Here is a 23,509-nt window from a genome sequence, read left to right as displayed (position 1 = left end):
CAATCAAGCTCGCTCGGACCCTGAATGATGCGGTGACGGGAACGGCCTCCGGATTTGGCACGCCAGGTCGAGCAGCGGTGAAGTCCCGACGCTCCAGCCGCGAACGGCGAGACCTTCGGCTGACCGCGCCCACCTGGAGGGCCCTTCAGGGACGGGAAGGCGACGGCGCGGTCGCGAGAGTTTGTCCGAAGCGATCGTTGCCCGTGGACGTGCTCATACAATCGCTTCGTCACCGGCCGTACCGCCTCGGAAAGCAGGCGCTTTCCCGTTAGGGCCAGGCGCGTCAGGCGCCCGCGACGCCTTCGCCCACGAGCTTCGACGGGTCGACGGTTTGATCGAAGGTGGACTCGTCTACTCCGGCCTTGATGGCGGCCTCGCGGAGGGTGGAGCCGTCGGCGTTGGCCGCCTCCGCGATGGCGGCGGCCTTGTTGTACCCGATCACGGGCGCCAGCGCGGTCACGAGCATCAGCGACTGGTCGACGGTCGCGTCGATCCGTTTCCGATTGAGCTCCGTGCCCTCGATCGAGAAGGTGCGCATCTTGTCGCACATGTCCGAGAGGATGCGGATCGAGTGCAGCGCGTTGCTGATGATCACCGGCCGCATGGCGTTCAGCTCGAAGTTGCCTTGGCTCCCCGCGAATGCGACCGTGTTGTCCTCGCCGATCACCTGGATGCAGACCATGACCATCGCTTCGCACTGCGTTGGGTTCACCTTCCCCGGCATGATCGAGGAGCCCGGTTCGTTCGCCGGCAGCAGTAGCTCTCCTAGGCCGCAGCGTGGGCCGGAGGCGAGCCAGCGCATGTCGTTCGCGACCTTCATGCATGCGATCGCGACACCGCGGACGGCAGCCATGGAAGCGACCATCGCGTCGAGCGAGCCTTGGGCTGCAAACTTGTTGGGTGCCGTCACGAATGGCTTGCCGGTCAGATCCGCGATCTGGCCCGCGATCGCGCGCGAGAAACCCTGGGGCGCGTTGAGCCCGGTTCCGACCGCCGTGCCGCCCGCGGCAAGTCTGTACAGTCCGTCGCGCGACCGGACCACGTTGTCTGCGGCATCGCGGATCTGCGCCGCGTAGCCGGACCATTCCTGGCCGACCGTCAGCGGTACCGCGTCCTGCAGGTGGGTCCGCCCGGTCTTGACGACGTCCATCCACTGATTTGCCTTCGCCTCGATGGACGTGGCGAAGCGGTCGAGGGCCGGAAGGAGCTGATCGTCGAGCGCGAGGACGGTCGCGACGTGCATCGCGGTCGGGAAGCTGTCGTTCGACGACTGGCCCATGTTCACGTGGTCGTTCGGGTGGACGGGCTTCTGGGTGCCGAGTTCGCCGCCGAGCAACTGGATGGCGCGGTTCGAGATGACCTCGTTTACGTTCATGTTTGATTGGGTGCCGCTGCCGGTCTGCCAGACGAACAGCGGGAAGTGATCGTCGAGCTTACCAGCGATCACTTCGTCCGCCGCCTTCACGATGGCATCGGCGCGCCATTCCTCCAGCCGTCCGGCCTTGGCATTGACCAGCGCCGCGGCCTTCTTGACGTAGCCATAGGCGTGGTAGACCGGCTTCGGCATGCGGTCGTCGCCGATGGAGAAATGCTGGAGCGATCGCTGGGTCTGCGCGCCCCAGTATCGGTCGGCAGGAACCTGCACCTGTCCCATCGAGTCGAACTCGTCGCGTTGTCCCTTGGCGTCGAGTCCGATCGCCACGTCCTTCAATGCGGGATGCCCGGTCCCGCCTGCCGGCTTATCGCCCATCGTCCGTCTCCCGATTAGTAGCGCGGTGTGTAGGTCAGGCCCTTGATCCAGGCCCGGATGTCATCGGGACGGTCGACCGTCGCGAGACCGCGATCAAAGATGTGCTCGGCGACGCGGGTCGCGGTCGTGATCTCCGTCTCGAGGATGCCGCGCTGGGGCGGGTAGAGCATGCCCTTCTCGCGGGCGGACTGGTCGACCTGGTCGGCCGAGCCCTTCGCTGCGGCGATCCACATCTGATCGTCGATCCGCTTCGGCTTGGTCGCGTAGACCGCAAGACCGAAGGCGGGGAATACGTAGAAATTGTTGGCCTGACCGGGATGGAAGGTCTTGCCAGCGACGGTCACGTCCGGGAACTGCACGCCGGCAGCGAACAAGGCCTTCCCGTCCGTCCAGGCATAAGCCTGCTCGGGCGTACACTCCGCCCGGTCCGTCGGGTTGGAAAGCGGGAAGATGATCGGCCGGTCGGTGCTCGCCGCCACACCCTTCACCACCGCTTCCGTGAACAGCCCCGGCGTCGTACTGACCCCGATGAGCGTGGTCGGCTTGAAGGCCTTGACCGCCTCCGCCAGATCCTTCGTCGGCGGAAGATCCTTGGCGTAGACCCGTTGCGACGGGCTCAAGTCCCCGCGTTTCGCGTCCAGAAGCCCGTCGACGTCGAACAGCGCGACGCGAGCGCGTGCGTCCTCGTCGCTCGCGCCCTCGTTCTTCATCTCCTCGACGATCATATTGGCGATGCCGATCGCCGCAGATCCGGCCCCTGCGAACATGATCTTCTGGTCAGCCAGCTTCTCCCTCTTGATCTGGAGAGCGGTGATCAGACCGGCGATCGTGACGCTGGCGGTGCCCTGAATGTCGTCGTTCAGGACGAGGTACTTGTCCTTGTAGCGCGCCAGCAGCCGGATCGCGTCGACGCCCTTCCAGTCCTCGAAGTGGACGCACACTCCCGGGAACACCGCGTTCGCGGCTTCCATGAATTCGTCGACCAGCTCGTCGATCTCTGCCGGCGAGGGTGGTTCGTTGCGGAGGCCGGTATAGAGCGGATCCGCTCGCAGGGCGGCATTGGTGGTGCCAATGTCGAAGTGGATGGGCAGGAGGCCATCCGGGGGGACCGCGGCACAGGCGGTGTACAGCTGGAGCTTGCCAATCGGAATCGGTGCGCCGTTTGCGCCGATGTCGCCCAACCCCAGGATGCGGCCGCCCGACGTCACGCAGATGAAGCGGATGTCGCGGTTCGGCCAGTTGGACAGCACCTCGGCGAACCGGCCCTTCATCTCCTTCGTCAGGTACATGCCCTGCGGACGGCGATAGATGTGACCGTAGGTGAGACAGGCGTCCGCGATGGTCGGATCGTACACGATCGGGACGAAGCGCGCCGGGTCACTCATCAGCACCGCGTAGAACAGCGTCCGATTGCGATCACAGAGCTCTTCCAGATAGATGTATTGTTCGAGGTCGGTCGGTTTGGCGGAGAGATGCCCCAGCACCCGCTCGACCTGCGCCTCCAGCGTCTCGACGGTGGTGGGCAGTAGGCCCTCCATTCCATGCGATTGCCGCTCCTCGGCCGTGAACCCGGTGCCCTTGTTGGTAATCGGGTTCTGAAGAAGCGCGAGGCCGCGCTGATGCTCTGACATATTCCTATCCCCTAACTTGACGGCGCGAAGTCGCGCCGCACTGATTGAAGCCGATCGTCACTCTTGCACGCGCTGTTCGGGCTCCATGTCGTAACACTGCTGCACCTGCTTGTGGCGCGTGCCGAGCCCGTCGCTGATCTTCTTGGTCCAGACGTTCTCGATGTTCTGCTTCGCTTCCTCGATCATCGATTTCGGCTCGAGATTGCGGAAGCTGTCGAGTTCACCCGCGGCAAGGGCTGTGAGGGTCGCGTAGACGTATTCGGGATCGAACTGCGCGCGAGGGAATGCGAGCTTGGAATAGTCGAACACGCGCTCGGTCGGATCGTCGATCCAGCTCTTCCACGTGTCGAAGCCGCGATCGTTGAATCCGGTCAGGAAAGGCCCAGGATTCATGGTGGCGACCTCGATGCCAAACTCCTGCAGTTCGACCGCCATCGTTTGCGCGATCGCCTCGGTCGCGTGCTTTGACGCTGAGTAGATGCCGGTGAAGGGATTGACGTTGATTCCTTCGCGCGACGAAACCCAGACGATGCGACCTTCACGCCGCTTGATCATCTGCTTGGCGATTCCTTGAGTAAGCAGCAGCGGCGCGATGACGTTGACCTCGAACTCGTTGCGCATGTTGAGGCCGGGGATGTCCACCACCGACCCGCCTTCGAGGACCGACGCGTTGTTGACGAGGATTTCGACGCCCCAACCGAGGGCCTTCCGCCGATCGCCTTCGCTGGTCACGTCGAGCTTCTCGATCTGCAGCGGGACGCCACGCTCCTTGACCTGGTTCTCGAGCACCTCGACCTGCGGGTAGATCTCGACGGTCGCGATTACGTCAAAACCCTTCTCGGCAAGCCGGAAGGCGACCTCGTTTCCAAAACCCGTGCCAGCGCCGGTGATCAATACTCGCTTCATCGACCTTTTCTCCTTCGCGCTCGCCTCGCGATGTCGGCCGTCTTTCGCCGGCACGGATGCGAGCAAATCGCTGCAGGACCAGCGCACATGATCGCGCGAGACGCTGGCTGATCGTTGCCAACCGGGCGCCGGACCGGCTCTGCTTTGCGGTCGCTGGGATCAACTCGGGCTGGTGGGCTCCGATCCCCTTGCGCAACCTGGGCGAAGCAATCGACAACAGGAGCGAAGGAGAGCCCTGCGAGATCGCGAATCCACGGTAAATGGCCGGCGAAGCTCTAGTGGACCTGGTTGGCACAACATGGCCGGGGCGTGGTCGATGTCCAGCTCTTGGGGATTGGCGCGACGTCTGGTCCGTCGCATAGGTCGGCGGCATGGAGCTGCTCGTTAGCGTGGCGCCGTTCAAAGCCACTTGGCCGAGGCGCCGACGTTTGGAGCCTCGGAACGTGGCAGCACATATGCCGAGACCGCCTCCGCCAAGGCTCGAGAAAGAACGATCCCGCTCACTCCGCCGGCTGTCATGGACGCGGGTCGGTAGGCCGAGAGGCCGATTATGGAAAAGGCTCGTCGTTGACATGGACCGCGCCCAGCGCCCATTTCATGGCCACCAGATTGAGGAGTGTCTCATGCCGAACCAAGATCGCCGGGTACCTGGCTCGGACCATCCGTTTACGATCGAGCCAAATGGAAAGCGCGTCACGGTGAGTTTAGGCGGTAAGACAATTGTAGACACGACGAACGCGCTCATTCTGCGGGAAGCCGCCTACGCCCCAGTCCAATACATCCCGCGCGCCGACGTCGATTTCGCCTATCTCTCGGGCAGCGATCATCGGACCCACTGTCCCTACAAAGGTGACGCATCCTATTTCGATGGCTCTGCCGATGACCGTCGAATGGAGAACATCGCCTGGTCCTACGAGGAGCCGTTCGATGCCGTCGCGGCCATCAGAGGCCACATCGCCTTCTACCCCGGACGGGTTGATATGCCTCAGGAGTGAGGAGGGAATCGATGGCGCGCCGGCGTGAATCAAGCCGCTGCGCTGGCGACGCCCGGCCGCCCGCAATTTAATCCGGAAAGCTGGCTTGGCCCGCTCCAAACGCGCCATCTTCCGATCGTGATCGACGAGTTCCTCGCCTGACGGCTGGAAAGCGGACGAGCTGCGACGGTGAGATCGGGCGCCTATACGAGGAGGGCTCATCTCATCGTCGTTCCGGATGAGAATGACCGGTCGGCGATCACATTGGCGGAGTGACGCCCCTGCCGATCGAAACGAGATCGGCGACACCGCCCGATATGGTCTTGATCATCACCCGCGATCCGACCGCAAGCGCGGCGCGATCGGCCAGCAGGTAGCGAACAACGGGCGCTTGGGCGGGCACCGCCATGTGGAATCGCCAGGAGCGATCCGCAGACCTCACGATCAGGTGACGACCACCGGTGCCCGCGCTGACCCCCGTCACGATGCCGTTGGTCATCTGGGTTGCTACGGGTCGTGCAGGTGTGATCGAGGTCGCCCTGCGGCGACCATCACGCTGTTCGTATGAGGGAGTCCCCGGGGAAGGGGTCGGGTAGCGGATCCCACCCATAGTAGGGAATGCGCCCAGCGCGCATGTCGTTGGGGATCAGCGCGACCTCGACGGCGGTCATATTGCCGGGCGCACCCCTGACCGCCGCGCCGACAAAGCTGCCTACCTCCTTCAAAAAGGCGCAACGAGATTGGTGCGCTGATTGGGAGCTATGCTTGGAGGCTGCGCCGGTCCATGCGATCGCAACGCGGCAGAACTTTGCCGCAAGCAGGGTGAACACTTCCCTCCGAAGACAGCCTTTTCGACCCTCGAGCGCGTGTAGCCTCAATCCAGGATCCCTTATCCGACCGATCCACGTGGCTCGATGTTGTCGGGCCGCTGTTCCAAGAAAGTCACGCCATTCCCGGTCGCAAATGAGCTGCGGACCGAGCGATCTGCTCGAGGCACGACTGCGGCACGAGCATCCATTCGCCACGATTGCGATAAGATTCGTTGCCGTTGCGTGTCGGTTGCACGGCGATCCGAAGGTGGTCGAAGAGCATTTGCAGGCGGATCCGAGCCGTTGGGGACGAGAGCGCCGGATCTTCAAAGCAGTTGGGTCGAAGGAAGCGAAGATGGGCAAGACGAATGTCGCGGACCTGCTGATCGAGGCTCTCCACCAATCGGGCGTGCGACGGATCTACGGCATCGTCGGTGATAGCCTGAACGGTATGACCGAGGCGCTTCGCAAACGCGAGGACATGGCTTGGATCCACACGCGTCACGAGGAGGTCGCGGCTTTCGCGGCCGGCGCCGATGCCCACCTGACGGGCGATCTGGCCGTCTGCGCGGGGTCATGTGGCCCGGGCAATCTGCACCTCATAAACGGACTGTTCGACTGTCACCGCTCGCGTGTGCCCGTACTGGCGATTGCGGCGCAGATCCCCAGCGCCGAGATCGGACGCTCCTATTTCCAGGAAACCCACCCGCAGAACCTCTTTCAGGAATGCAGCCATTTCTGCGAGCTGATCACGAGCCCGGAGCAGCTGCCGGGTGTCCTTGAGACGGCGATCCGCGTCGCGGTGGCGGAGCGCGGCGTCGCGGTGATCGTGTTGCCTGGGGACGTCGGCCTGATGGAGATGCCCAGCGGCACCAGGCTATCCAAATCCCTCGTCCCTGCCGCGCCGGTCGTCCGGCCCCAAGACCGCCAGCTGGACGAGCTCGCCACGCTGTTGAACGAGTCAAGCCGCGTCACTTTGCTTTGCGGGCGTGGCTGCTTCGGCGCTCATCAGCAGTTGATGCGGCTGGCTGCTGCGCTGCAGTCGCCGATCGTCCACGCCTTGGGGGGAAAGGAGGGCGTCGAATGGGACAACCCGTACGACGTCGGCATGACCGGTCTTATCGGCTTCAAGTCCGGCTATCACGCGATGCTCGACTGCGACACGTTGCTGATGCTCGGCACGGACTTCCCGTACCGCCAATTCTATCCGACCGATGCCAAGGTGGCACAGGTCGATGTGCGGGCGGAAAGCCTGGGCCGGCGGTGCCCGATCGACCTTGGCGTCATCGGCGACGTCGCCCGGACGATCGAGGGACTCCTGCCGCGGCTCGATAGGAGGAAGGACAGCGCACACCTCGAAGACAGCCTCGCTAACTACAGGAGGGCTCGCGAGGATCTGGATGATCTCGCCGTCGGCCGTCGCGGTGGTCCCCTGCACCCGCAGTATGTCGCGCGGACGCTGAGCGAAGCCGCGGCGGACGATGCGGTGTTCACCTTCGACGTGGGCACCACCACCATCTGGTCCGCGCGTTACCTCAAGCTCAACGGCAGGCGCCGGCTGATCGGCTCGTTGAACCACGGGTCCATGGCCAATGCGCTTCCGCAAGCGATCGGCGCCCAATCTGCCTTTCCTGGCCGGCAGGTCGTCTCCTTCTCCGGTGACGGGGGACTGGCCATGCTGATGGGCGACCTTCTCACGCTCCGGCAGCACCAGCTTCCGGTCAAGATCATCGTGCTGAACAACGGCTCGCTCGGTTTCGTTTCGATGGAGATGAAGGCGGCGGGATTTCTCGACGCGGGCGTTGACCTTCTGAATCCCGACTTTGCGGAGATGGCCAGAAGCATCGGCCTGTTCGCGAGGCGCGTCGAGGATCCCGAGGACCTCGAAGAGGCGATGCGCGAGGTGCTGGCGCACCCCGGACCGGCGCTCCTCGATGCCGTCACCGCCCGCCAGGAGCTCTCGATGCCGCCGCACATCGGCGTCGAGCAGGCGAAGGGCTTCGGTCTCTGGCTGGCGCGGGCGGTGATTAACGGTCGCGGGAACGAGGTGGTCGACGTAGCCCGAACCAACCTCCTTCGCTGATCGATGCACACGGGATCGGAGATGGCCATGGACGTCACCCCGCTGCTTCTGTCGCGAATCCAGTTCGCCTTCACGATCTCGTTCCACATCATCTTTCCTGCATTCACCGTCGGGCTTGCGGCTTGGCTCGCCTACCTTCAGGGCTGCTCGCTGATCCTGAAGGCACCGGTTTATGACCGGCTGTTCTCATTCTGGCTGCGTATCTTCGGCATCGCCTTCGGCCTCGGAGTCGTCTCGGGCATCGTCATGGCCTTTCAATTTGGAACGAATTGGAGCGAGCTGTCGCGGCGCGCGGGACCGATCCAAGGCCCGCTGCTTGGCTACGAGAGCTTCACGGCCTTCGCGATCGAGGCGTCGTTCTTCGGCGTGCTCGTGCTTGGTCGCGACAGAGTTACGAGAGGATTCTACTTCTTCTCGTCGCTGATGGTGTGCCTTGGCACCACCATGTCCTCCTTTTGGATAATGGTGAACAACAGCTGGATGCAGGCGCCGGTCGGTTTCGTGCAGGGGCCGGACGGGGTGTTCGTGCCGACGAGCTGGACGGCAATCATCTTTAGTCCGGTCGTGTGGGTCCGGGTGCCGCACATGGTGCTCGCCGCCTACGTCACAACCTCGTTCTGCATCGCCGCGACCGGCGCGTGGTATGCGTTGCGTGGCATGAACAAGGTCGAGGCGCGCGCGATGCTGCGCATGGGCCTCGGCCTCGCCGCCATTCTCGTGCCTGCTCAGCTTCTCTTCGGCCACCTGACGGGCGACTACGTCCACAAGTGGCAGCCCACGAAGTTCGCCGCCATCGAGGCGCGCTGGCATGACGAACAGCCGGCCTCGGAAGTGCTGATCGCCTGGCCGGACCAGAAGAACGAGCGTAATCGGTTCACGCTGAGCGTGCCCTATCTGGGAAGTCTGATCGCAACGTCGACGCTGAACTCGAAGGAGGTCGGCCTGACGGACTGGGCCCCTTCCGATCGGCCGCCCGTGGCGATACCCTTCCTCGCGTTCCGCATCATGGTCGGGTGCGGCCTGCTGATGCTGGCACTCGCCTGGAGTGGCTCGGTCCTCCACGCGCTCGGCAGGCTCGAGCGGGCGCGGTGGCTGCTGTGGTCCATCTTCTTCTCCTTTCCACTCGGCTTCATCGCCACGCTGACGGGATGGTTCACGGCGGAGGTCGGGCGACAGCCCTGGACGATCTACGGCCAGGTAAGAACCGCGCGGGCGGCCACGCCTTTCCTCACGACGCCGCAGGTGGCGGCCAGCCTCATCGTGTTCGCGGTGGTGTATGCGCTGATCTTCGTGGCGGGCACCATCTACATCTACCGATTGCTCAAGGCCGGCGCCTTCCCCGCGCCCGGACATCTCGGCACCGAGACCAATCCCAAACGGCCCCTCTCCGTGCCCGGCAGCAGTCCGGGAGTGGATTCGGCGGCCGGCTTGGCCGCGGCGGAGTAGGGCGATGATCGACTTTTGGGCCGCCGCCCTCGGGCTGATGCTCCTCATGTATGTTCTGCTCGACGGCTTCGACCTCGGGGTCGGCATGCTGTTCGGCATCGCTCCCCATGAGGCGGCCAGGCGGCAGATGATGCGAGTGATCGCACCCGTTTGGGACGGCAACGAGACCTGGCTCGTCCTGACCGCGACGATCCTTTTCGGCGCCTTTCCGCACGTGTATGCGCTCCTTCTTTCCGCCTTCTACCTGCCATTGCTTGTCATGCTGGCGGCGATCATCCTGCGCGGCGTTGCTTTCGAGTTTCGCTACAAGTCGATCGGTCTTCGACATGTGTGGGACCTCGGCTTCGCCGGCGGCTCTGTCCTGATCGCGTTCGTGCAGGGTGCCGCCATTGGTGCCCTCGTGCAGGAGCTTCCGGTCAGGGGAGGCCAATATGTCGGCGGCGCCTTCGGCTGGTTCAGTCCATTCGCGATCCTCTGCGGCCTTGGGCTCGTCTTCGGCTACGCGCTGCTCGGAGCGGCCTGGCTCTGCGCCAAGACCGAAGGCGAGGTCCGCGATCTCGGATATCGATATCTGCCTCGGCTCCTGGCGGCGGTGCTGGTCTTCCTCCTCTTGGCCTTCACCTACGCGATCGGCCTCGACCTTCGCGTGCTGCACCGGTGGTCGGAGCGGCCTGCCATGATGACGTTTCCAGCGATTGGCCTTGCAGCATCCACCGTGCTGGCCGTCGCGATTCGGCGCCGTTACGACGGCGCTCTCTACCCGATGGGCATGTTGATCTTCGGCTCGGCGTTCGGGACGCTCGTGGCGTCCTTCCTGCCGTACATGGTGCCCTTCAGCGTGACGATCGATCAGGCGGCGGCGCCGCACGCCAGTCTCGCTTTCCTCTTCTGGGGAGCAGGCGTCGTCGTACTGCCGATAACCCTGATCTACACGGCCGTCGTCTACCGCGTCTTCCGCGGCAAGATTGATCCCGAAACAAATTACCTCTGAGCAGGCGGAGTCGAGTCATGCGCGTCGGATTGTTTGTTCCCTGCTACGTCGATGCCTTCCATCCCGAGGTCGGAATAGCGACGCTCCAGCTCCTCGAGCGTCTCGGCTGCGATGTCGAATATCCGATCGACCAGACGTGCTGTGGTCAGCCTATGACCAACACTGGGTGTCACGAGGAGTCCGCGGCGACGGAAGCATTGTTCGTCCGAAACTTCGCTCCTTATGACTACATCGTCGGGCCATCCGGCAGTTGCGTCCATCAAGTCCGCTTCAACCTCGACGCGATCGAGCAGACCGAGGAGGTGACGGGTGTTCGTGGGAAGATCTACGAACTGGTGGAGTTTCTTCACGACATTCTGAAGATCGACGAGTTTCCCTGGGCCGAGTTCCCGCACAGGGTGGCGTTGCACAATAACTGCCAGTCGCTTCGAGGACTGCACCTCGCCAGCATGTCGGAACTCCACGAGGTGCCCTTCTCCAAGCCCCGGAACCTGCTGGAGAAGGTGAAGGGCCTCGAATTCGTGGAACTCGCCCGGCCCGACGAGTGCTGTGGTTTCGGAGGGACGTTCTCGGTCTTCGAAGAAGGTGTTTCGGCGAAGATGGGTCACGACAAGGTGAAGGACCAACATCAGAGCCGGGCGGAATACGTCACCTCGTCCGACAGCTCCTGCATGCTGCATCAGCAGGGATGCGCCGAGCGCCTCGGGCTCCCGCTCCGCTACATCCACATCGCTCAGATCCTGAACGGAGCCAAGGCATGACCGACCCGCAGCATACGCTCCGTCGCGACGCCATGCTTCATCCGGAGATGCTGGATCCGGGGCCCGGCGAGGGCGCGCAGCGAGGCGGCAGGCGGCTCGATCACGCCGAGGGCCAGTCCAAGCCGCTCCGGTCTCGGACGCCAGAAGCCCAACCTCGTGGCGCGGTGATCAAAGGCGACCGCCCCGTTGATCAAGCCGAGGCGGCGGACCGGTTCATCGGCGCGACCGAGCACGAGAAGATGCACGACGAGCGGCTATGGGATCTTCGTCAAAAGCGTGACCGCGAGACGCACGGCCTCCCGGAATGGGAGGAACTGCGCAACCTCGCCTCCGCGATCAAGGAGCACACCCTCGCCAATCTGGACAAGTACCTTGATCAGTTCGAAACCAACGCCCGCGCCCAGGGTATCCACGTCCACTGGGCTCGCGACGGCGAGGAGCATAATCGGATCGTCCTCGGCATCCTGCGCGATCACGGAGCCAAGCGACTGATCAAGAGCAAGTCGATGCTCACCGAGGAGTGCAACTTCCGGGACTTCATGAAGGAGCACGAGGTCGAGGTCATAGAGACAGATCTCGGCGAGCGCATTCAACAGCTTGATGGCGAGGCTCCGAGCCACGTGGTGGTGCCCGCGGTGCACAAGCTGCGGACGGACGTCGCCGCGGTGTTCGCCGAGAAGCTCGGATCGGACCCGGACAACGATGACGTACACTACCTTGCCGAGCGGCAGCGCGAAGCGACGCGACCGCTGATCCTGTCGGCGGACGCCGGCATGACCGGCTGCAACTTCGCGGTCGCTGAGACCGGTGCGGTGGTGGTCTGCACCAACGAGGGCAACGCCGACCTTTCCGCCAACACGCCGCCGCTCCACATCGTCTCGGCCGGGATCGAGAAGGTGATCCCGACGATGGACCACTTGGCCGTATTCGTCCGGATGCTGTCGCGGTCAGCGCTCGGCTCCCCGCTCACGCAGTACACGTCCTATTTCCGCGGTCCACGCCGAGGCGGCGAGATGCACATCGTGCTGGTCGACAACGGTCGCTCCGACCGGCTCGGCATGGAGAAGTTCTGGTCGTCGCTGAAGTGCATTCGCTGCGGAGCCTGCATGAACACATGCCCGGTCTTCCGTCGCAGCGGCGGCCTCAGCTACGGCGCCACCTACGCCGGACCGATCGGACTGATCCTCGATCCCACCTTCAGCGCTCGCAAGTACAGCAACCTGCCTTTCGCCTCGACCCTCAACGGCAGCTGCACGAACGTCTGCCCAGTGAAGATCAACATTCACGAGCAGATCGCGGACTGGCGCAAGGTGCTGGCGGAGACGCATGAGCTGCCGTTGCTGAAGAAGGGGATGATGAAGGCGGCGGGCGCCCTGCTCGCCAATCCGGCGCTCTACCGGGCAGCGCTTCCCGTGGCGAACAGCGCGCTTCGCCATCTCCCGCGCTTCGTCATCTACAACCGGATGAATACCTGGGGGAGGGGCCGCGAGGTGCCCCATGCACCCAAGCAGACCTTCCATCAGTGGTACAAGGACAATCGGGAGACGAAGGCGTGAGCGCGCGTGACGAAATCCTCGCCTCCGTCCGGGCGCACCTGCCCCGGATAGATCGGCCAGATCCGCTGGTGCCTCTCTTCGACGGGAACGCGCCCCGCGACCTCATCAACGCCTTCGGTGAGGCGCTCGAACGCATGGGCGGCGAACTGTTGGTGACCGACGGATCCGATCCGATTGCCTTCGTGAAGGAGAGGCTCGGAGACGCCAAGGTGGTCTGCTCCGCCGTTCCCGAAATCGACGGAAGCAAGCAGATCACGGCTTCCACCGAACCGACCGATCTTGCCGACGTGGACGTCGGCATCGTGCGGGCGGCATTCGCGATCGCCGAAACGGGATCGGTGTGCCTGACCGAGGAGCAGCTCCGAATCAACACGCTCGGCTATCTACCCCAGCACCTGATCGTCCTCGTTGATCCGGCCGACATCGTCCCGAATGTTCATCACGCCTATCGTCGCCTGGAGTGGCGACGGGTGCATTACGCCGTCTTCCAGACCGGGCCGTCGGCCACTGCGGATATCGAGGGCGTGTTGATCCACGGTGCACAGGGAGTGCGCTCGCTCCAAGTCGCATTGGTCGCCCGCTAGAAGACTGGCCGTAGCGCCTGCGGAGAGATCCCATCGAAGCACGAGCCCGAAGACGATCGATGTCGACCAGAGCCGCTGTTCCTGCTCCCCCGTTCAGCGTCCATGGAACGATCCGGGCGCTTCGCACGCCTAAGCTGGACGACCTCCTGCTTTCCGTAAAGGCGGCCCTCGCCGTCGCCATTTCGCTGGCAATCGGCTTCAGCCAGAACCTCGACAATCCCTACTGGTCCGCCCTCACGATCTACGTGCTCCTGGTTCAACCCGGCACCGGAGCGTTTCGCTCGCGTGCCCTGTTCCGCCTGGCGGGCACCGCGATGGGAGGGGTGACTGCGGTCCTGCTCGCTTCGACATTCGGCAGCAACATCGGCGTCCTTGTGACGGTGCTCATTCTCGCTGTTGTCGCCACCTATTACCCCGCCAAGCTCGACCGCACGCCCGCCGCCTACATGTGGGTCTCCGCTTCGCTGACGATCTGCGTGATCGGCGTCGTCCACGTCGAGGCACCGGGAAGCATCTTTTTCTTCGCCGCCACCCGAGTTGCGGAGAGCAGCCTCGGCATCCTTGCCATCCTGTTGGTCGACAGTCTGATCCTGCCGCGTGCCGCCACGCCCGACTTCCTGGCCAAGATGACGGAATGGCGGCGACAGGCGGCCGAGTTGGCGAACGTCTGGCTGGCACCCCATGCCGTGCATGACGCGCCGTCGCGCTGGAATTCCCGCGAGAGCCTGTGCCGGCTTGCCGGCCTGCTGGCCCCGCTCGACGCGCTGTTCGTGCAGCTGCCATATGATATCGTGGCGCGACCGCCGCGGCATAGTGAGCTCCGGCTGCTCAGGATGACTATCGCCCACATCATAGCCCACCTCGCCTCGGCGGACCTTTGGCTGCAAGCCGATCACCAGGGCCGAGCGGATGTTGGCTCGATGGACCGGGACCAGGCGGAGGTCCGAGAGTGGCTGCTCGAGCGCCTCGATTACGGAAGCGGGGCGATCGAGGATCATATTGTTCGAGGCTGCCGATTGCGGGACAGGTTGTCAGAGGCGAGCAGGGATGCGGCGGCGCTTGAGGATGTGCCCGATTTGCTCTGCTCATTCGCGCGTATCCGCCTCTCCGAACTCGTCGGTCATTGGTGTCGCCTGGAAAGTCTACTTCAATGCGTGGCAACGACCGGCTCCGTCCCAAGCGAACTGCGGGGGGACGGCCGGCACGCACGTCCGGTGCGAAGCGTCGATTACCTGCTCGGCGCTTTCGACGTCGCGCCCTTGGCGCTGGCGCTGACCGCGGCCGCTATCGCCTGGTATGCCACGGCTTGGAGTGATGGCGCCTACTCGCTTCTGTTCGTCTACGTCTCGCTAGGCTTTGTTCTCGGCACCTCCGGCGCACTGGTTTCTTCGACCGGCATCTGCCTTTGGCTGGCGGTCGCCGGAATGATCGCGCTCACCTATGAGGTGGGCATTCTGCCACGCGTCACTGCCTTCCCTGTCCTGATCGGCGTGCTCACCATGATCCAGCTCCCGCTGGGCGCGATGATGGGCATGGCGCCGGCTGCCATCCTGGTCATCGCGAATACGTTCGCCTTCCTTGGTCTTCAGAACGCCTATGTACCGGACTACGACACGACCTTGCATATCCTGTTCGCCTGCCTTGCCGCAGGCCTGTTCAGCGTCGCCTCACTTCATGTTTGCAGCTTTGACCGTCCGTCTTTCGTGGCTCGGCGGCTGATTGGCAGTCAGCGCAGCGAAGTCGTCGAGATGGCGAGTGCTCGCATCCTGCCGGACGAGGATCGTTTTGTCTCGCTCAGCATCGATAGGATCGCACAATACGGCGTGATCGCGCCGGGGCTACCGCACGACGATCCGACCGGCTTCGAGGCGCTGCTCAAGGCGTTCCTCACCGCCGCCGCTCTACGTTGCCTCAGAACACACCAGAACGAAGTGGCCGCGCCGACCCGCGACGCGATCGCCGACCTGCGCCGCGCGATCGCTCGACGGTTCAGCGCAGAGAAGACCGGTCCCACCCCGTCGCTCGCACTCGTCGAGCGGGTATGGACCTCGCTGGCGCGGGAGAGCGGCAACTTGGCCGCTGCCGAGTTGTGCGGCTCGCTGGCCTCCTTGCGGATGACGCTGGCCGCCGAACCGATCGTTGCGGACCCGCGAGAAAGTGCTGCGTGACGGCCCAGTTCGCCATCGGAGGCGTGTACCTCTCGCCGATCATTCCCGAGGTGGCACTTGCACTGTTCCTGACGGCATTGCTCTCGGTGCTGCTTGTGCGAAGCGGGTTTTATCGGTTCGTCTGGCACCGTCCTCTCGTCGAGGTCGCGATCTTCTGCATCCTGCTCGCGCTCCTCGCGGGGGCGCCGCTGGTTGGAGTGGCTCGATGAGCCGAGCGCTGCCGCAGATTGGCCGGATCCTCGTCACGCTCGTCTTCGCGGCGGCGGCAGTGGGGGCACTCATCTCTGTCTGGCATCGCTACCAGGATTATCCCTGGACCCGTGATGGGAAGCTGCGTGCCGACAGCGTCCAGGTCGCGGCCGACGTCTCCGGATTGGTCACCCGGGTCGCGGTGCACGACAACCAGTTCGTACGGGCCGGGCAGATCCTGTTCGTCGTCGACAAGGAGCGCTACGCCGCGCAGATGGAGCAGGCGGCGGCCGCCGTGGCTCGTGCGCGCGCATCCCTTGTGGACGCCATCCGGGAACGCCAGCGCTACGTAGCCTTGGGCGACCTGGTCAGTCGCGAGGTGAGGGACCAGCGGGTTACGGCCGCCGATATCGACCGAGCCTCAGTTCGACAGGCGCTGGCCGACCTCCGGGTCGCCCGCATCAATCTTGCAAGGTCGGACGTGCGTGCGCGCGTCGACGGCTACGTCACCGGCTTCACGTTGCGCCCGGGCGACTATGTCGCAGCTGGCAGCCCGCGGTTCGCCCTGCTGGACGTCGACAGCTACTACGTGCTCGGGTATTTCGAAGAGACGAAGCTCCACGGCCTTCGACTAGGCGATCAGGCGACGATAACTCTGCTCGGGGACGAGCAGCCGATACGGGGCCACGTGGACAGCTTGTCGGCTGGCATAGCCGACCGCGAGGACAGTGGCTCGGCCGCTCTTCTACCCAACGTAAATCCGACCTTTTCCTGGGTCCGCCTCGCGCAAAGAGTCCCGGTCCGCATCGTCATCGATCAAGTGCCGGAAGGTGTGCGCCTCGTCGCCGGGCGCACGGCTACTGTCACGATCCGGCCAAATGCGGAGCGGGTCACGCCAGCCGGCCTGCCTGCCACGCCGATCCACCGGGCGAACAAGGCCCCGCTCTTCCGTCCATCAGCGCCGCCGCGAATTGCCATCGGCAGGGTCGATTTACCGTGAGCGCGAGAAATTGGGTTGTGGCGGTAGGGCTGCTTGCCGGAGCTTGTACGGTCGGACCAGATTACCGCCGCCCCGCGATACTTGCGGAAACCAGATCCGCGCCACCACTGGTCGAGGGAACGTCGACCGCTTTCACATCCGAGCCACTACCAGACCGATGGTGGCAAATGTACGACGTGCCCGCCCTCGACGCCCTGATAACCAAGGCGCTCATACGCAACGCGGATCTGCGGAAGGCGCTCGCGACATTGGAAGCCACACAGTCGGCCATGCGCGCGATCGAGCTGGAACGCACGCCGCAATCGACCTTCACGGGAAGCGCAACCTACGGTCAGGGCTCGGCGGACGCGGCCGGCGCGACGAAAGCGCTGAAGCCCCGCCCGGTTTACGCATTCGCCGAGGCCATATCCTACGATCTCGATCTTTTTGGCCGACTCCGGCGCAACGTCGAATCGGGGAGGGCGGAGGTAGATGTTGCGCGCGCCGCCCTTGACCTCACCAGGATCAACGTCGCCGCGCAGGTCGCACGCGCCTATTCCGCCGTTTGCGCGACCGGGAATCAGATCGCCGTGAACGATCGCTCTATAGAGCTCGCGCGCGACATCGTGTCAGTCTCGGATCGCCGGTTCCGAGGAGGCATCTCGGGTATCAACGACGTCGTCCGCGCTCGCGCACTGCTCGCGCAGACGGAGGCGGATCGCCCGACCTATGTGGCTCGGCAACGGGCTGCCCTCTACTTGCTCGCGACGCTGACCGGTGATCCGCCGGAGCAGGTGCCGATCGCCGTATCTGGATGCGCGTCACCTGCCGTCGTGAGAAGGCCTATCCCGACTGGCGATGGTGCCGCCCTGCTCCGGCGGCGGCCGGATATCAGGCAGGCCGAGCGGCGGCTGGCGGGCGAGGTTGCTGCGATCGGAGTCACTACCGCCGCGCTATACCCCTCGATCACCTTGGGTGGCGACTTGGGGACCGTCGCAACGAGGGCAGGGGACATCCTTCGCGATCGGGCCTTCAGCGGCAAGCTCGGCCCTCTCGTGAGCTGGAGCTTCCCGAACGTGGCAGTGGCAAGGGCGGAAGTTGCCCAAGCAAATGCTCTGGCCCGTGCCGACCTGGCCGCTTTCGACGGAACCGTCCTCGCCGCTCTGCGGGAAACCGAAACCTCCATGTCCGCTTTGACCAGGCAGATAGAGAACGAGCGCAGCCTGATGGAGGCTCGCGATCAGGCCGCTATCGCCGCTCGAAATACCAAGCGGCTATATGCCGGCGGAATTGGGGAGTTCATCGACACGCTGGATGCAGAACGGACGCTCATTCAGGCCGATGCGATGCTGGCGGACGCGACCGCGCAACTGGCGGATCGTCAGGTCGATCTGTTCCTAGCGCTTGGTGGCGGATGGCAGGACGCGCCGCAGCCGCTTGAGACACCGCTCGACGACGTAGTCGTCACACGCAGGCGCGGCCCCGACCCGAGCCGCAACGGCACTCGCAGAAACTCCCCGGATCAGCGCAGGGGAGGCGACTGAGGCCGCCGAGCGGAGAGCGGGGTGGTGAGGCAACCTGCTTGCGGGATAGTTTGTCTTCTGGACATGGCAATGAGGCATGTATACCCGATCAAGCGGGACAGATTGATCCGCCTATCGGTATCACGCCTCCCTAGAAGCGGGGTATTCGTTGGTGCATCGTGCACGCGGTTTCGTGATATTGTTTATCAAGCCTCAAGGACTGATCGGATACACTTGACGGCGGCGTTGGCGATTGCCTCGTTCCCTGGAAATTCGGGATTGAAGGAGGCGACCGTAAGCGCAATAGGTCGGGATCGGTGGATTGCTTGTTGGACGCAAGAGAAGAGGTCGTTCTCTGTTAAGCCGCCAGGCGCTGCATACTCGTTGGCCTGCCCAATTGAAGTGTCGAGGCAATCGAGATCAAGATGTAGTAGGTGTCGTGGCGGGAAGCCGTCAAGCAATGGTTCGAGCCGCCGGGCGAAATCGGGTGGCGATGTAGCCGATCCAAACACCGCCTTGATGCCGTGCCTCTGGACCTTCTCGCGCTGCCCCGACTCGAAGTCGCGAATGCCGCAGTAGATGAGCCTGCCGGTGTCGAACGGTCTGAACCCTGGGATCGATGCCGCAAGACGATGCCAGCACTGCCCAGCGAGCGTTGCGACGCCCATGCCGTCAAAGTAGCCGCTCGTCGTCTCATCGGGCGTGTCGAAGTCGGGATGGCATCGAACCACAATATGCCGGCCTCGGCGTCCCGCAGGCCCGAGAACACGCCGACACTGGTATTGCAATTGCCCGCTAGGACCAAAGGGAAGCGTCCTGCCTCAGTGGCTGCGGAGACGTCGGTCGCGACACGTCGTTTGACTTCGAAGCTGCGACCGATCTCCCCCTCGGCCCCTTCGACCCTCTCGATCTCGATGCACGAAGCATCACGGCCATTCTCTCGGGCGACGCTCTCGACGTTCGGCAGGAGGCGGTGAGGTCCGTTGCCGACGCGCTGGCAATAGGCGCCCGCATGGAATGGCGCGACTATGATTTCCACTGAACGAGGCATGCTGCACAACTACGCCTTGACGAATTTTACGTCGATGCCGCTCGGTCGTCTGTTTCTATACTCGCAGGACCGCAGGACCAGTTGCCTGATCCAAACGGTCATACCAGCAGTTTATCCATCACGATCGGCAGATCGCGGATCCGTTTGCCGGTGGCGTGGTAGACAGCATTCGCCATGGCGGCTGCCCCACCGACGATGCCGATTTCGCCGATGCCCTTGACTCCGAGGGGATTAATCTCGCGATCCTCCTCGGGGATGAGGATCACGTCGACTTGGGAGACGTCGGAGTTGACCGGGAGGAGATACTCTCCGAGTGCATCCTTCACGTAGCGGCCTCGCTTCTCGTCGACTCCGGTCGCTTCGAGAAGCCCGGAGGCCATGCCCCAGATCATGCCACCCATGAATTGGCTGTGGGCCATACGTGTATTGACGATCCGGCCGGCCGCGAAGGCACCGGTGAGCCGCGGTACGCGGATCTCGTGCGTGAGACGGTGGATACGGACCTCCGCGAACTGCGCACCGAATGCGAACATGAGCGGTTTGCCGTCCTTGGTCTCGTCTCCCCGTGCTTGGTTAGCGAATGGAACCTGCCCCTTCTGCAGCTTTGCCAGCACCTCCGGGCTTTTGGTGGGCGGCACGAACTCGCCGATTTCGGCCACCTCGCTGAGGCCGAGCCGCCGGAATGCGTCGGCCCGCTCGTCCGGCTTGGGCAGGGTGCCGCCGAACCGGGCGCGGATCTTATCGGTCGCTAGCTTGACCGCCGACCCGATCGACGCGGTGCCTAAGGAGTTGCTTGAAGCTGGCGCCGGAGGGAGCTTGCTGTCGCCCATGGTCACGCGAATGCGCCCCGGTGCTATGCCCAATTCCCGCGCGGCGATCTGAGCCAGCGCCGTGTAGGTGCCCTGCCCCGAATCCTGTCCCGAGGTTTCGATCCGCGCGTCGCCGTCCGCGTTGAGCGTCACCCGTGCCATCGCCGGCGCCATGTGCGTCGGGTAGGCTGCGGCCGCGCATCCGTATCCGATCAGCCAATCTCCATCGCGCATCGAGCCGGGCTCGGGATGACGCTTGTTCCAGCCGAAGCTCGCGGCACCCTCGTCGAAGCAGCGCATCAGCGAGCGGCTCGTGAAGCGCGCTCCATCCACTGGACTCTCGCGGATATCGTTGACGCGACGCAGCTCGATGGGATCCATCTTCAGGGCGACGGCCAGCTCGTCCATCGCGCTCTCGAGCGCGTACATGTATGGCATTTCGATCGGCGCGCGCATGAAGCCCGACGTCTGGCGGTCCGCCTTCACCATGTTCACGCGGGTCTCGATCGCAGGCTTGCCATACATCACCGTCGTTATGCCGAATCCGGCAAGCGGATAGTCGTCGTGCCGGGACTGCAGCTCCCAGCTCTCGTGCCCGTAGGCGAGCAGGCGCCCCCGATGGTCGGCGGCTAGGCGGACGTGATGCTTGGTCTCCGCACGATAGGTCGCAAGAGTGTAGCCCTGATCACGAGTGACGACGTTGCGGACGGGCCGTCCGAGATCACGGGCGGCGCCGGCGATCAGCGCTGTCCGCTGCGTCATGAACCCTTTTCCGCCGAAGGCGCCGCCGATGTACGGGTTCACGATGTGGACCTTGGAAGGGTCGATGCCCATCATCGCCGCGGTGCCATTGGCAAGCTCCACGACGAATTGGCTGGGCTCGTGGATCGTCAGTTCGTCGCCGGACCAGGATGCTGTAGTCGAATATAGCTCGATCGCGTTCTGATGCTGCGCAGGCGTCGTATATTCGCCCTCCACCTTCACCGGCGCCGCGGCGAACTCGGCGGCGAAGTCACCGGCCTTCTTCTCCTTTTCTGCGAGTGCATCGGGATGGGTGATCAGCACGCCTTTGCTGGTCATGGTAGGCGAAGGAACTTCCTCCGCGTAGCGGCAGACGATGCGCCGCGAGGCGTCGCGGGCGATCTCGTAGCTGTCGGCGACGACCATCGCCACGATCTGGCCATCGTGAAAAATCTCGGTGCCGGTCAACGGCATGTTCGTATCGGAAGCGTAGCCCCCCTTCTGGGTGTAGGGCGTGGGGATCCTCTTGGGTGCGTTCTGGTGCGTGTACACCTTGACGACACCCTCGAGCGCCTCCGCGGGCGCCGTGTCGATCGACACGATGCGCCCACGGGCGATCGCACTCGTGAGGAAATACGCCTGCAGCGGGATCACATCGTTCACGTCGGCTGCATAGGGCAGGCGACCAGTGACCTTCGCGACCGACTCCTTGCGTGGGATCGGAGAGCCCATGTTTGGACCGGGCGCCGGTGCCGCGGTGTTCAGGTCGCCCATCATGCGATCTCCAGTGCCTGCGCTTCCAACAGGGAGCGAACCATCGTCGCGCGACCGAGCGCGACCTTGTAGACGTTATGCGCGCGGGTCTTGGCGGCCTCGAACTCGGCGGCCGCCGCGGCGTTCGCGGAGGCCTCGGTGAGCCGTCTGCCGCGCAGCATCCGCTCCGCAGTGCGCGCGCGCCACGGAATCGTCGCTACACCACCTAGCCCGATGCGGGCATCGCGGACGACGTCGCCGTCCATCTCGAGGGCAACCGCTGCGCTCGCGTTCGCGAACTGGTAGCTCTCCCGATCGCGGATCTTGCGATAGAGCGAGCGCCGGCGAGGTCCGCCGGGAATGACGAATGCCGTGATCAGATCGCCCGGCATCAGGTTGGTCTCGATGTGTGGGGTCGAACCGGGAAGGCGATGGAGATCGGCGAAGGCGACGGAGCGGACGCCCGATCGGCCCAGCACCTCGACGCGGGCGTCAAGCGCGACCAGGGCCGGTGCCCAGTCGCCCGCATAGAGTGCGATGCAATGCTCGCTCGTGCCGAGGACCGCGTGCCCGCGATTGGCCCCGTCCAGCGCGGAGCAGCCCGATCCGGGATTGCGCTTGTTGCATTGTGCGAAGCTGGGATCGCGGAAGTAGGAGCAGCGCGTTCTCTGAAGGACGTTGCCGCCCAGAAACGCCATGTTGCGCAATTGCTGGGAGGCGCCTTGCCAAAGACTCTCCGTCAGGATCGGGTAGTTCCGAACGATCGCAGGATCCTCGTGGAGCCTCGCCATCGTGACCAGCGATCCGATCCGCAGCTCGTTCGGGAGGGACTCGATCCGCCGCAGGCGCTCGTCGTTCAACCTTGTGATGTCGACCAGGGTAGTGGGCTGCATCACGTCGAGCTTCATGAGGTCGATCAGCGTGGTGCCGCCGCCCTTGTATTGGACGGGGGAGGTGACATGAGCGGTCGCCGGGACGGAAGCTAGCCTTACCGCTGCCTGCGCGTCGGTCGGGGCCTCATACGCGAACGGACGCATCAGCTTTTCTCCATCGCTTTACCGGCTTGCTTGATGGCCGCGACGATGTTGGGATAGGCAGCGCACCGGCACAGATTGCCGCTCATGTACTCGCGGATGTCCGCGTCGGTGCCGGTATGGCCTTCGCGGACGCAGGCCACCGCAGACATTATCTGTCCCGACGTGCAATAGCCGCATTGGAAGGCATCGTGATCGATGAAGGCCTGCTGCATGGGGTGTAGCCGGTCGCCCTGCGCCAGCCCTTCGATCGTGGTGATTTGGTGGCCCTGCGCCGCGACGGCCAGGGTCAGGCAGGACAGGTGCCGCTCACCATCGATGTGGACCGTGCATGCACCGCACTGACCCTGGTCGCAGCCCTTCTTCGAGCCGGCCAAGTGCAACCTCTCTCGGAGCGCGTCGAGCAGAGTCATGCGAGTGTCGACATGGACGACGTGCTCGGCGCCGTTCACCATCAGCAGCACGTCGCTCATCTCTGGATTGGAACTGTTCACCGCTGGGTCTCCGGCCTGAAGGGGAGTGCTTCCGAGCGATAGGGAGGCCGCCATCGCGGCTCCGCTCGAGAGAACGGTTCGGCGTCCGACGATAGGCTCTTCCATGGTCGTCAACTCCTGCACCGTGGGCGGAAGATCCGTTTTGAATGCGGACCGGATGCCGAGCCACATCTCCGAAGATCCTCTGAGCAAACTGCTTTCGTTGAGGCACGTAAATTGAGGTAAAAATGACCACGAAGGACATCCGTGCTTTCAAGACCCGTCGATCCTTCGGGCT

The 23,509-nt window shown here is 64.1% G+C and carries 18 protein-coding genes and 1 pseudogene; 11 read left to right on the top strand and 8 right to left on the bottom strand.

Annotated elements, in window-relative coordinates:
• Positions 1 to 283: 283 nt before the first annotated feature.
• The 3 genes from fumC to LHA26_RS05405 are packed head-to-tail and all read right to left on the bottom strand — an operon-like array spanning position 284 to position 4,287.
• On the bottom strand, positions 284 to 1,750 hold the full coding sequence (fumC, locus tag LHA26_RS05415; RefSeq protein WP_252167714.1) for a class II fumarate hydratase: 1,467 nt from the start codon (positions 1,748 to 1,750) through the stop codon (positions 284 to 286).
• Between the two features lie 14 nt (positions 1,751 to 1,764).
• The gene (locus LHA26_RS05410; protein ID WP_252167713.1) at positions 1,765 to 3,381 is read right to left on the bottom strand and encodes an NAD-dependent malic enzyme; all 1,617 of its coding nucleotides are present in this window, start codon (positions 3,379 to 3,381) and stop codon (positions 1,765 to 1,767) included.
• A 57-nt stretch (positions 3,382 to 3,438) separates the two neighbouring features.
• Complete coding sequence (locus LHA26_RS05405; RefSeq protein WP_252167712.1) at positions 3,439 to 4,287, bottom strand: SDR family oxidoreductase; 849 nt, start codon at positions 4,285 to 4,287, stop codon at positions 3,439 to 3,441.
• 572 nt (positions 4,288 to 4,859) lie between these two features.
• Here LHA26_RS05405 and LHA26_RS05400 point away from each other — a divergent pair.
• Positions 4,860 to 5,282: a DUF427 domain-containing protein gene (locus LHA26_RS05400; protein WP_252167711.1), complete on the top strand. Its 423-nt coding sequence runs from the start codon at positions 4,860 to 4,862 to the stop codon at positions 5,280 to 5,282.
• Positions 5,283 to 5,520: 238 nt separating this feature from the next.
• On the opposite strand, the gene LHA26_RS05395 is transcribed toward LHA26_RS05400, so the two are convergent.
• Positions 5,521 to 5,760: a hypothetical protein gene (locus LHA26_RS05395; protein ID WP_252167710.1), complete on the bottom strand. Its 240-nt coding sequence runs from the start codon at positions 5,758 to 5,760 to the stop codon at positions 5,521 to 5,523.
• Between the two features lie 665 nt (positions 5,761 to 6,425).
• Between LHA26_RS05395 and poxB the strand changes: the two genes are divergently transcribed.
• Genes poxB through LHA26_RS05345 form a run of 10 tightly spaced genes read left to right on the top strand, consistent with a single transcriptional unit; the run spans position 6,426 to position 18,371 of the window.
• The gene (gene poxB, locus LHA26_RS05390; protein ID WP_252167709.1) at positions 6,426 to 8,153 is read left to right on the top strand and encodes a ubiquinone-dependent pyruvate dehydrogenase; all 1,728 of its coding nucleotides are present in this window, start codon (positions 6,426 to 6,428) and stop codon (positions 8,151 to 8,153) included.
• Positions 8,154 to 8,174: 21 nt separating this feature from the next.
• Positions 8,175 to 9,599: a cytochrome ubiquinol oxidase subunit I gene (locus LHA26_RS05385; protein ID WP_252167708.1), complete on the top strand. Its 1,425-nt coding sequence runs from the start codon at positions 8,175 to 8,177 to the stop codon at positions 9,597 to 9,599.
• A gap of 4 nt (positions 9,600 to 9,603) precedes the next feature.
• Entirely contained in the window at positions 9,604 to 10,590 is a 987-nt protein-coding gene (gene cydB / locus LHA26_RS05380) for a cytochrome d ubiquinol oxidase subunit II (protein WP_252167707.1), read from the top strand.
• 17 nt (positions 10,591 to 10,607) lie between these two features.
• Complete coding sequence (locus tag LHA26_RS05375; RefSeq protein WP_252167706.1) at positions 10,608 to 11,351, top strand: (Fe-S)-binding protein; 744 nt, start codon at positions 10,608 to 10,610, stop codon at positions 11,349 to 11,351.
• Positions 11,348 to 12,907, top strand: coding sequence for a lactate utilization protein B (locus tag LHA26_RS05370; protein ID WP_252167705.1), 1,560 nt, complete (start codon positions 11,348 to 11,350; stop codon positions 12,905 to 12,907). Before LHA26_RS05375 ends, LHA26_RS05370 begins: the two co-directional genes overlap by 4 nt.
• On the top strand, positions 12,904 to 13,491 hold the full coding sequence (locus LHA26_RS05365; protein WP_252167704.1) for a LutC/YkgG family protein: 588 nt from the start codon (positions 12,904 to 12,906) through the stop codon (positions 13,489 to 13,491). Before LHA26_RS05370 ends, LHA26_RS05365 begins: the two co-directional genes overlap by 4 nt.
• 59 nt (positions 13,492 to 13,550) lie before the next feature.
• Positions 13,551 to 15,659 carry an FUSC family protein gene (locus tag LHA26_RS05360; protein WP_252167703.1) on the top strand — a complete coding sequence of 703 codons (2,109 nt, stop codon included), beginning with the start codon at positions 13,551 to 13,553 and terminating at the stop codon, positions 15,657 to 15,659.
• Positions 15,656 to 15,868, top strand: coding sequence for a DUF1656 domain-containing protein (locus tag LHA26_RS05355; protein WP_252167702.1), 213 nt, complete (start codon positions 15,656 to 15,658; stop codon positions 15,866 to 15,868). The genes LHA26_RS05360 and LHA26_RS05355 overlap by 4 nt, the downstream gene beginning before the upstream one ends.
• On the top strand, positions 15,865 to 16,848 hold the full coding sequence (locus tag LHA26_RS05350; RefSeq protein WP_252167701.1) for an efflux RND transporter periplasmic adaptor subunit: 984 nt from the start codon (positions 15,865 to 15,867) through the stop codon (positions 16,846 to 16,848). The genes LHA26_RS05355 and LHA26_RS05350 overlap by 4 nt, the downstream gene beginning before the upstream one ends.
• A complete protein-coding gene (locus tag LHA26_RS05345) occupies positions 16,845 to 18,371 on the top strand; it encodes an efflux transporter outer membrane subunit (protein ID WP_367890739.1) in 1,527 nt (508 codons plus the stop codon). Before LHA26_RS05350 ends, LHA26_RS05345 begins: the two co-directional genes overlap by 4 nt.
• A gap of 185 nt (positions 18,372 to 18,556) precedes the next feature.
• Here LHA26_RS05345 and LHA26_RS20145 read toward each other — a convergent pair.
• The 4 genes and pseudogenes from LHA26_RS20145 to LHA26_RS05330 all read right to left on the bottom strand — a co-directional run bounded on the left by LHA26_RS20145 (position 18,557) and on the right by LHA26_RS05330 (position 23,403).
• Positions 18,557 to 19,401: pseudogene (locus tag LHA26_RS20145) on the bottom strand (arginase family protein).
• A 98-nt stretch (positions 19,402 to 19,499) separates the two neighbouring features.
• A complete protein-coding gene (locus tag LHA26_RS05340; RefSeq protein WP_252167699.1) occupies positions 19,500 to 21,728 on the bottom strand; it encodes a xanthine dehydrogenase family protein molybdopterin-binding subunit in 2,229 nt (742 codons plus the stop codon).
• A complete protein-coding gene (locus LHA26_RS05335) occupies positions 21,725 to 22,741 on the bottom strand; it encodes an FAD binding domain-containing protein (RefSeq protein WP_252167698.1) in 1,017 nt (338 codons plus the stop codon). Before LHA26_RS05335 ends, LHA26_RS05340 begins: the two co-directional genes overlap by 4 nt.
• Positions 22,741 to 23,403, bottom strand: a complete 663-nt coding sequence (locus tag LHA26_RS05330) for a (2Fe-2S)-binding protein (protein WP_252167697.1) — start codon at positions 23,401 to 23,403, stop codon at positions 22,741 to 22,743. The genes LHA26_RS05335 and LHA26_RS05330 overlap by 1 nt, the downstream gene beginning before the upstream one ends.
• Positions 23,404 to 23,509 lie beyond the last annotated feature (106 nt).

Origin of the sequence: Sphingomonas morindae (assembly GCF_023822065.1) — a bacterium.
GTDB classification, from domain to species: Bacteria; Pseudomonadota; Alphaproteobacteria; order Sphingomonadales; family Sphingomonadaceae; genus Solisphingomonas; species Solisphingomonas morindae.
This window is presented reverse-complemented; position numbering and strand designations above follow the sequence as displayed.

Coding starts and splice junctions, on each gene's coding strand:
- LHA26_RS05375 (WP_252167706.1), top strand. CDS start 10,608: ATGCGCGTCGGATTGTTTGTTCCCTGCTACGTCGATGCCTTCCATCCC.
- LHA26_RS05400 (WP_252167711.1), top strand. CDS start 4,860: ATGGACCGCGCCCAGCGCCCATTTCATGGCCACCAGATTGAGGAGTGT.
- LHA26_RS05360 (WP_252167703.1), top strand. CDS start 13,551: ATGTCGACCAGAGCCGCTGTTCCTGCTCCCCCGTTCAGCGTCCATGGA.
- LHA26_RS05350 (WP_252167701.1), top strand. CDS start 15,865: ATGAGCCGAGCGCTGCCGCAGATTGGCCGGATCCTCGTCACGCTCGTC.
- cydB (WP_252167707.1), top strand. CDS start 9,604: ATGATCGACTTTTGGGCCGCCGCCCTCGGGCTGATGCTCCTCATGTAT.
- LHA26_RS05410 (WP_252167713.1), bottom strand. CDS start 3,381: ATGTCAGAGCATCAGCGCGGCCTCGCGCTTCTTCAGAACCCGATTACC.
- LHA26_RS05385 (WP_252167708.1), top strand. CDS start 8,175: ATGGCCATGGACGTCACCCCGCTGCTTCTGTCGCGAATCCAGTTCGCC.
- poxB (WP_252167709.1), top strand. CDS start 6,426: ATGGGCAAGACGAATGTCGCGGACCTGCTGATCGAGGCTCTCCACCAA.
- LHA26_RS05395 (WP_252167710.1), bottom strand. CDS start 5,760: ATGACCAACGGCATCGTGACGGGGGTCAGCGCGGGCACCGGTGGTCGT.
- LHA26_RS05405 (WP_252167712.1), bottom strand. CDS start 4,287: ATGAAGCGAGTATTGATCACCGGCGCTGGCACGGGTTTTGGAAACGAG.
- LHA26_RS05340 (WP_252167699.1), bottom strand. CDS start 21,728: ATGATGGGCGACCTGAACACCGCGGCACCGGCGCCCGGTCCAAACATG.
- LHA26_RS05335 (WP_252167698.1), bottom strand. CDS start 22,741: ATGCGTCCGTTCGCGTATGAGGCCCCGACCGACGCGCAGGCAGCGGTA.
- LHA26_RS05330 (WP_252167697.1), bottom strand. CDS start 23,403: ATGTGGCTCGGCATCCGGTCCGCATTCAAAACGGATCTTCCGCCCACG.
- LHA26_RS05370 (WP_252167705.1), top strand. CDS start 11,348: ATGACCGACCCGCAGCATACGCTCCGTCGCGACGCCATGCTTCATCCG.
- fumC (WP_252167714.1), bottom strand. CDS start 1,750: ATGGGCGATAAGCCGGCAGGCGGGACCGGGCATCCCGCATTGAAGGAC.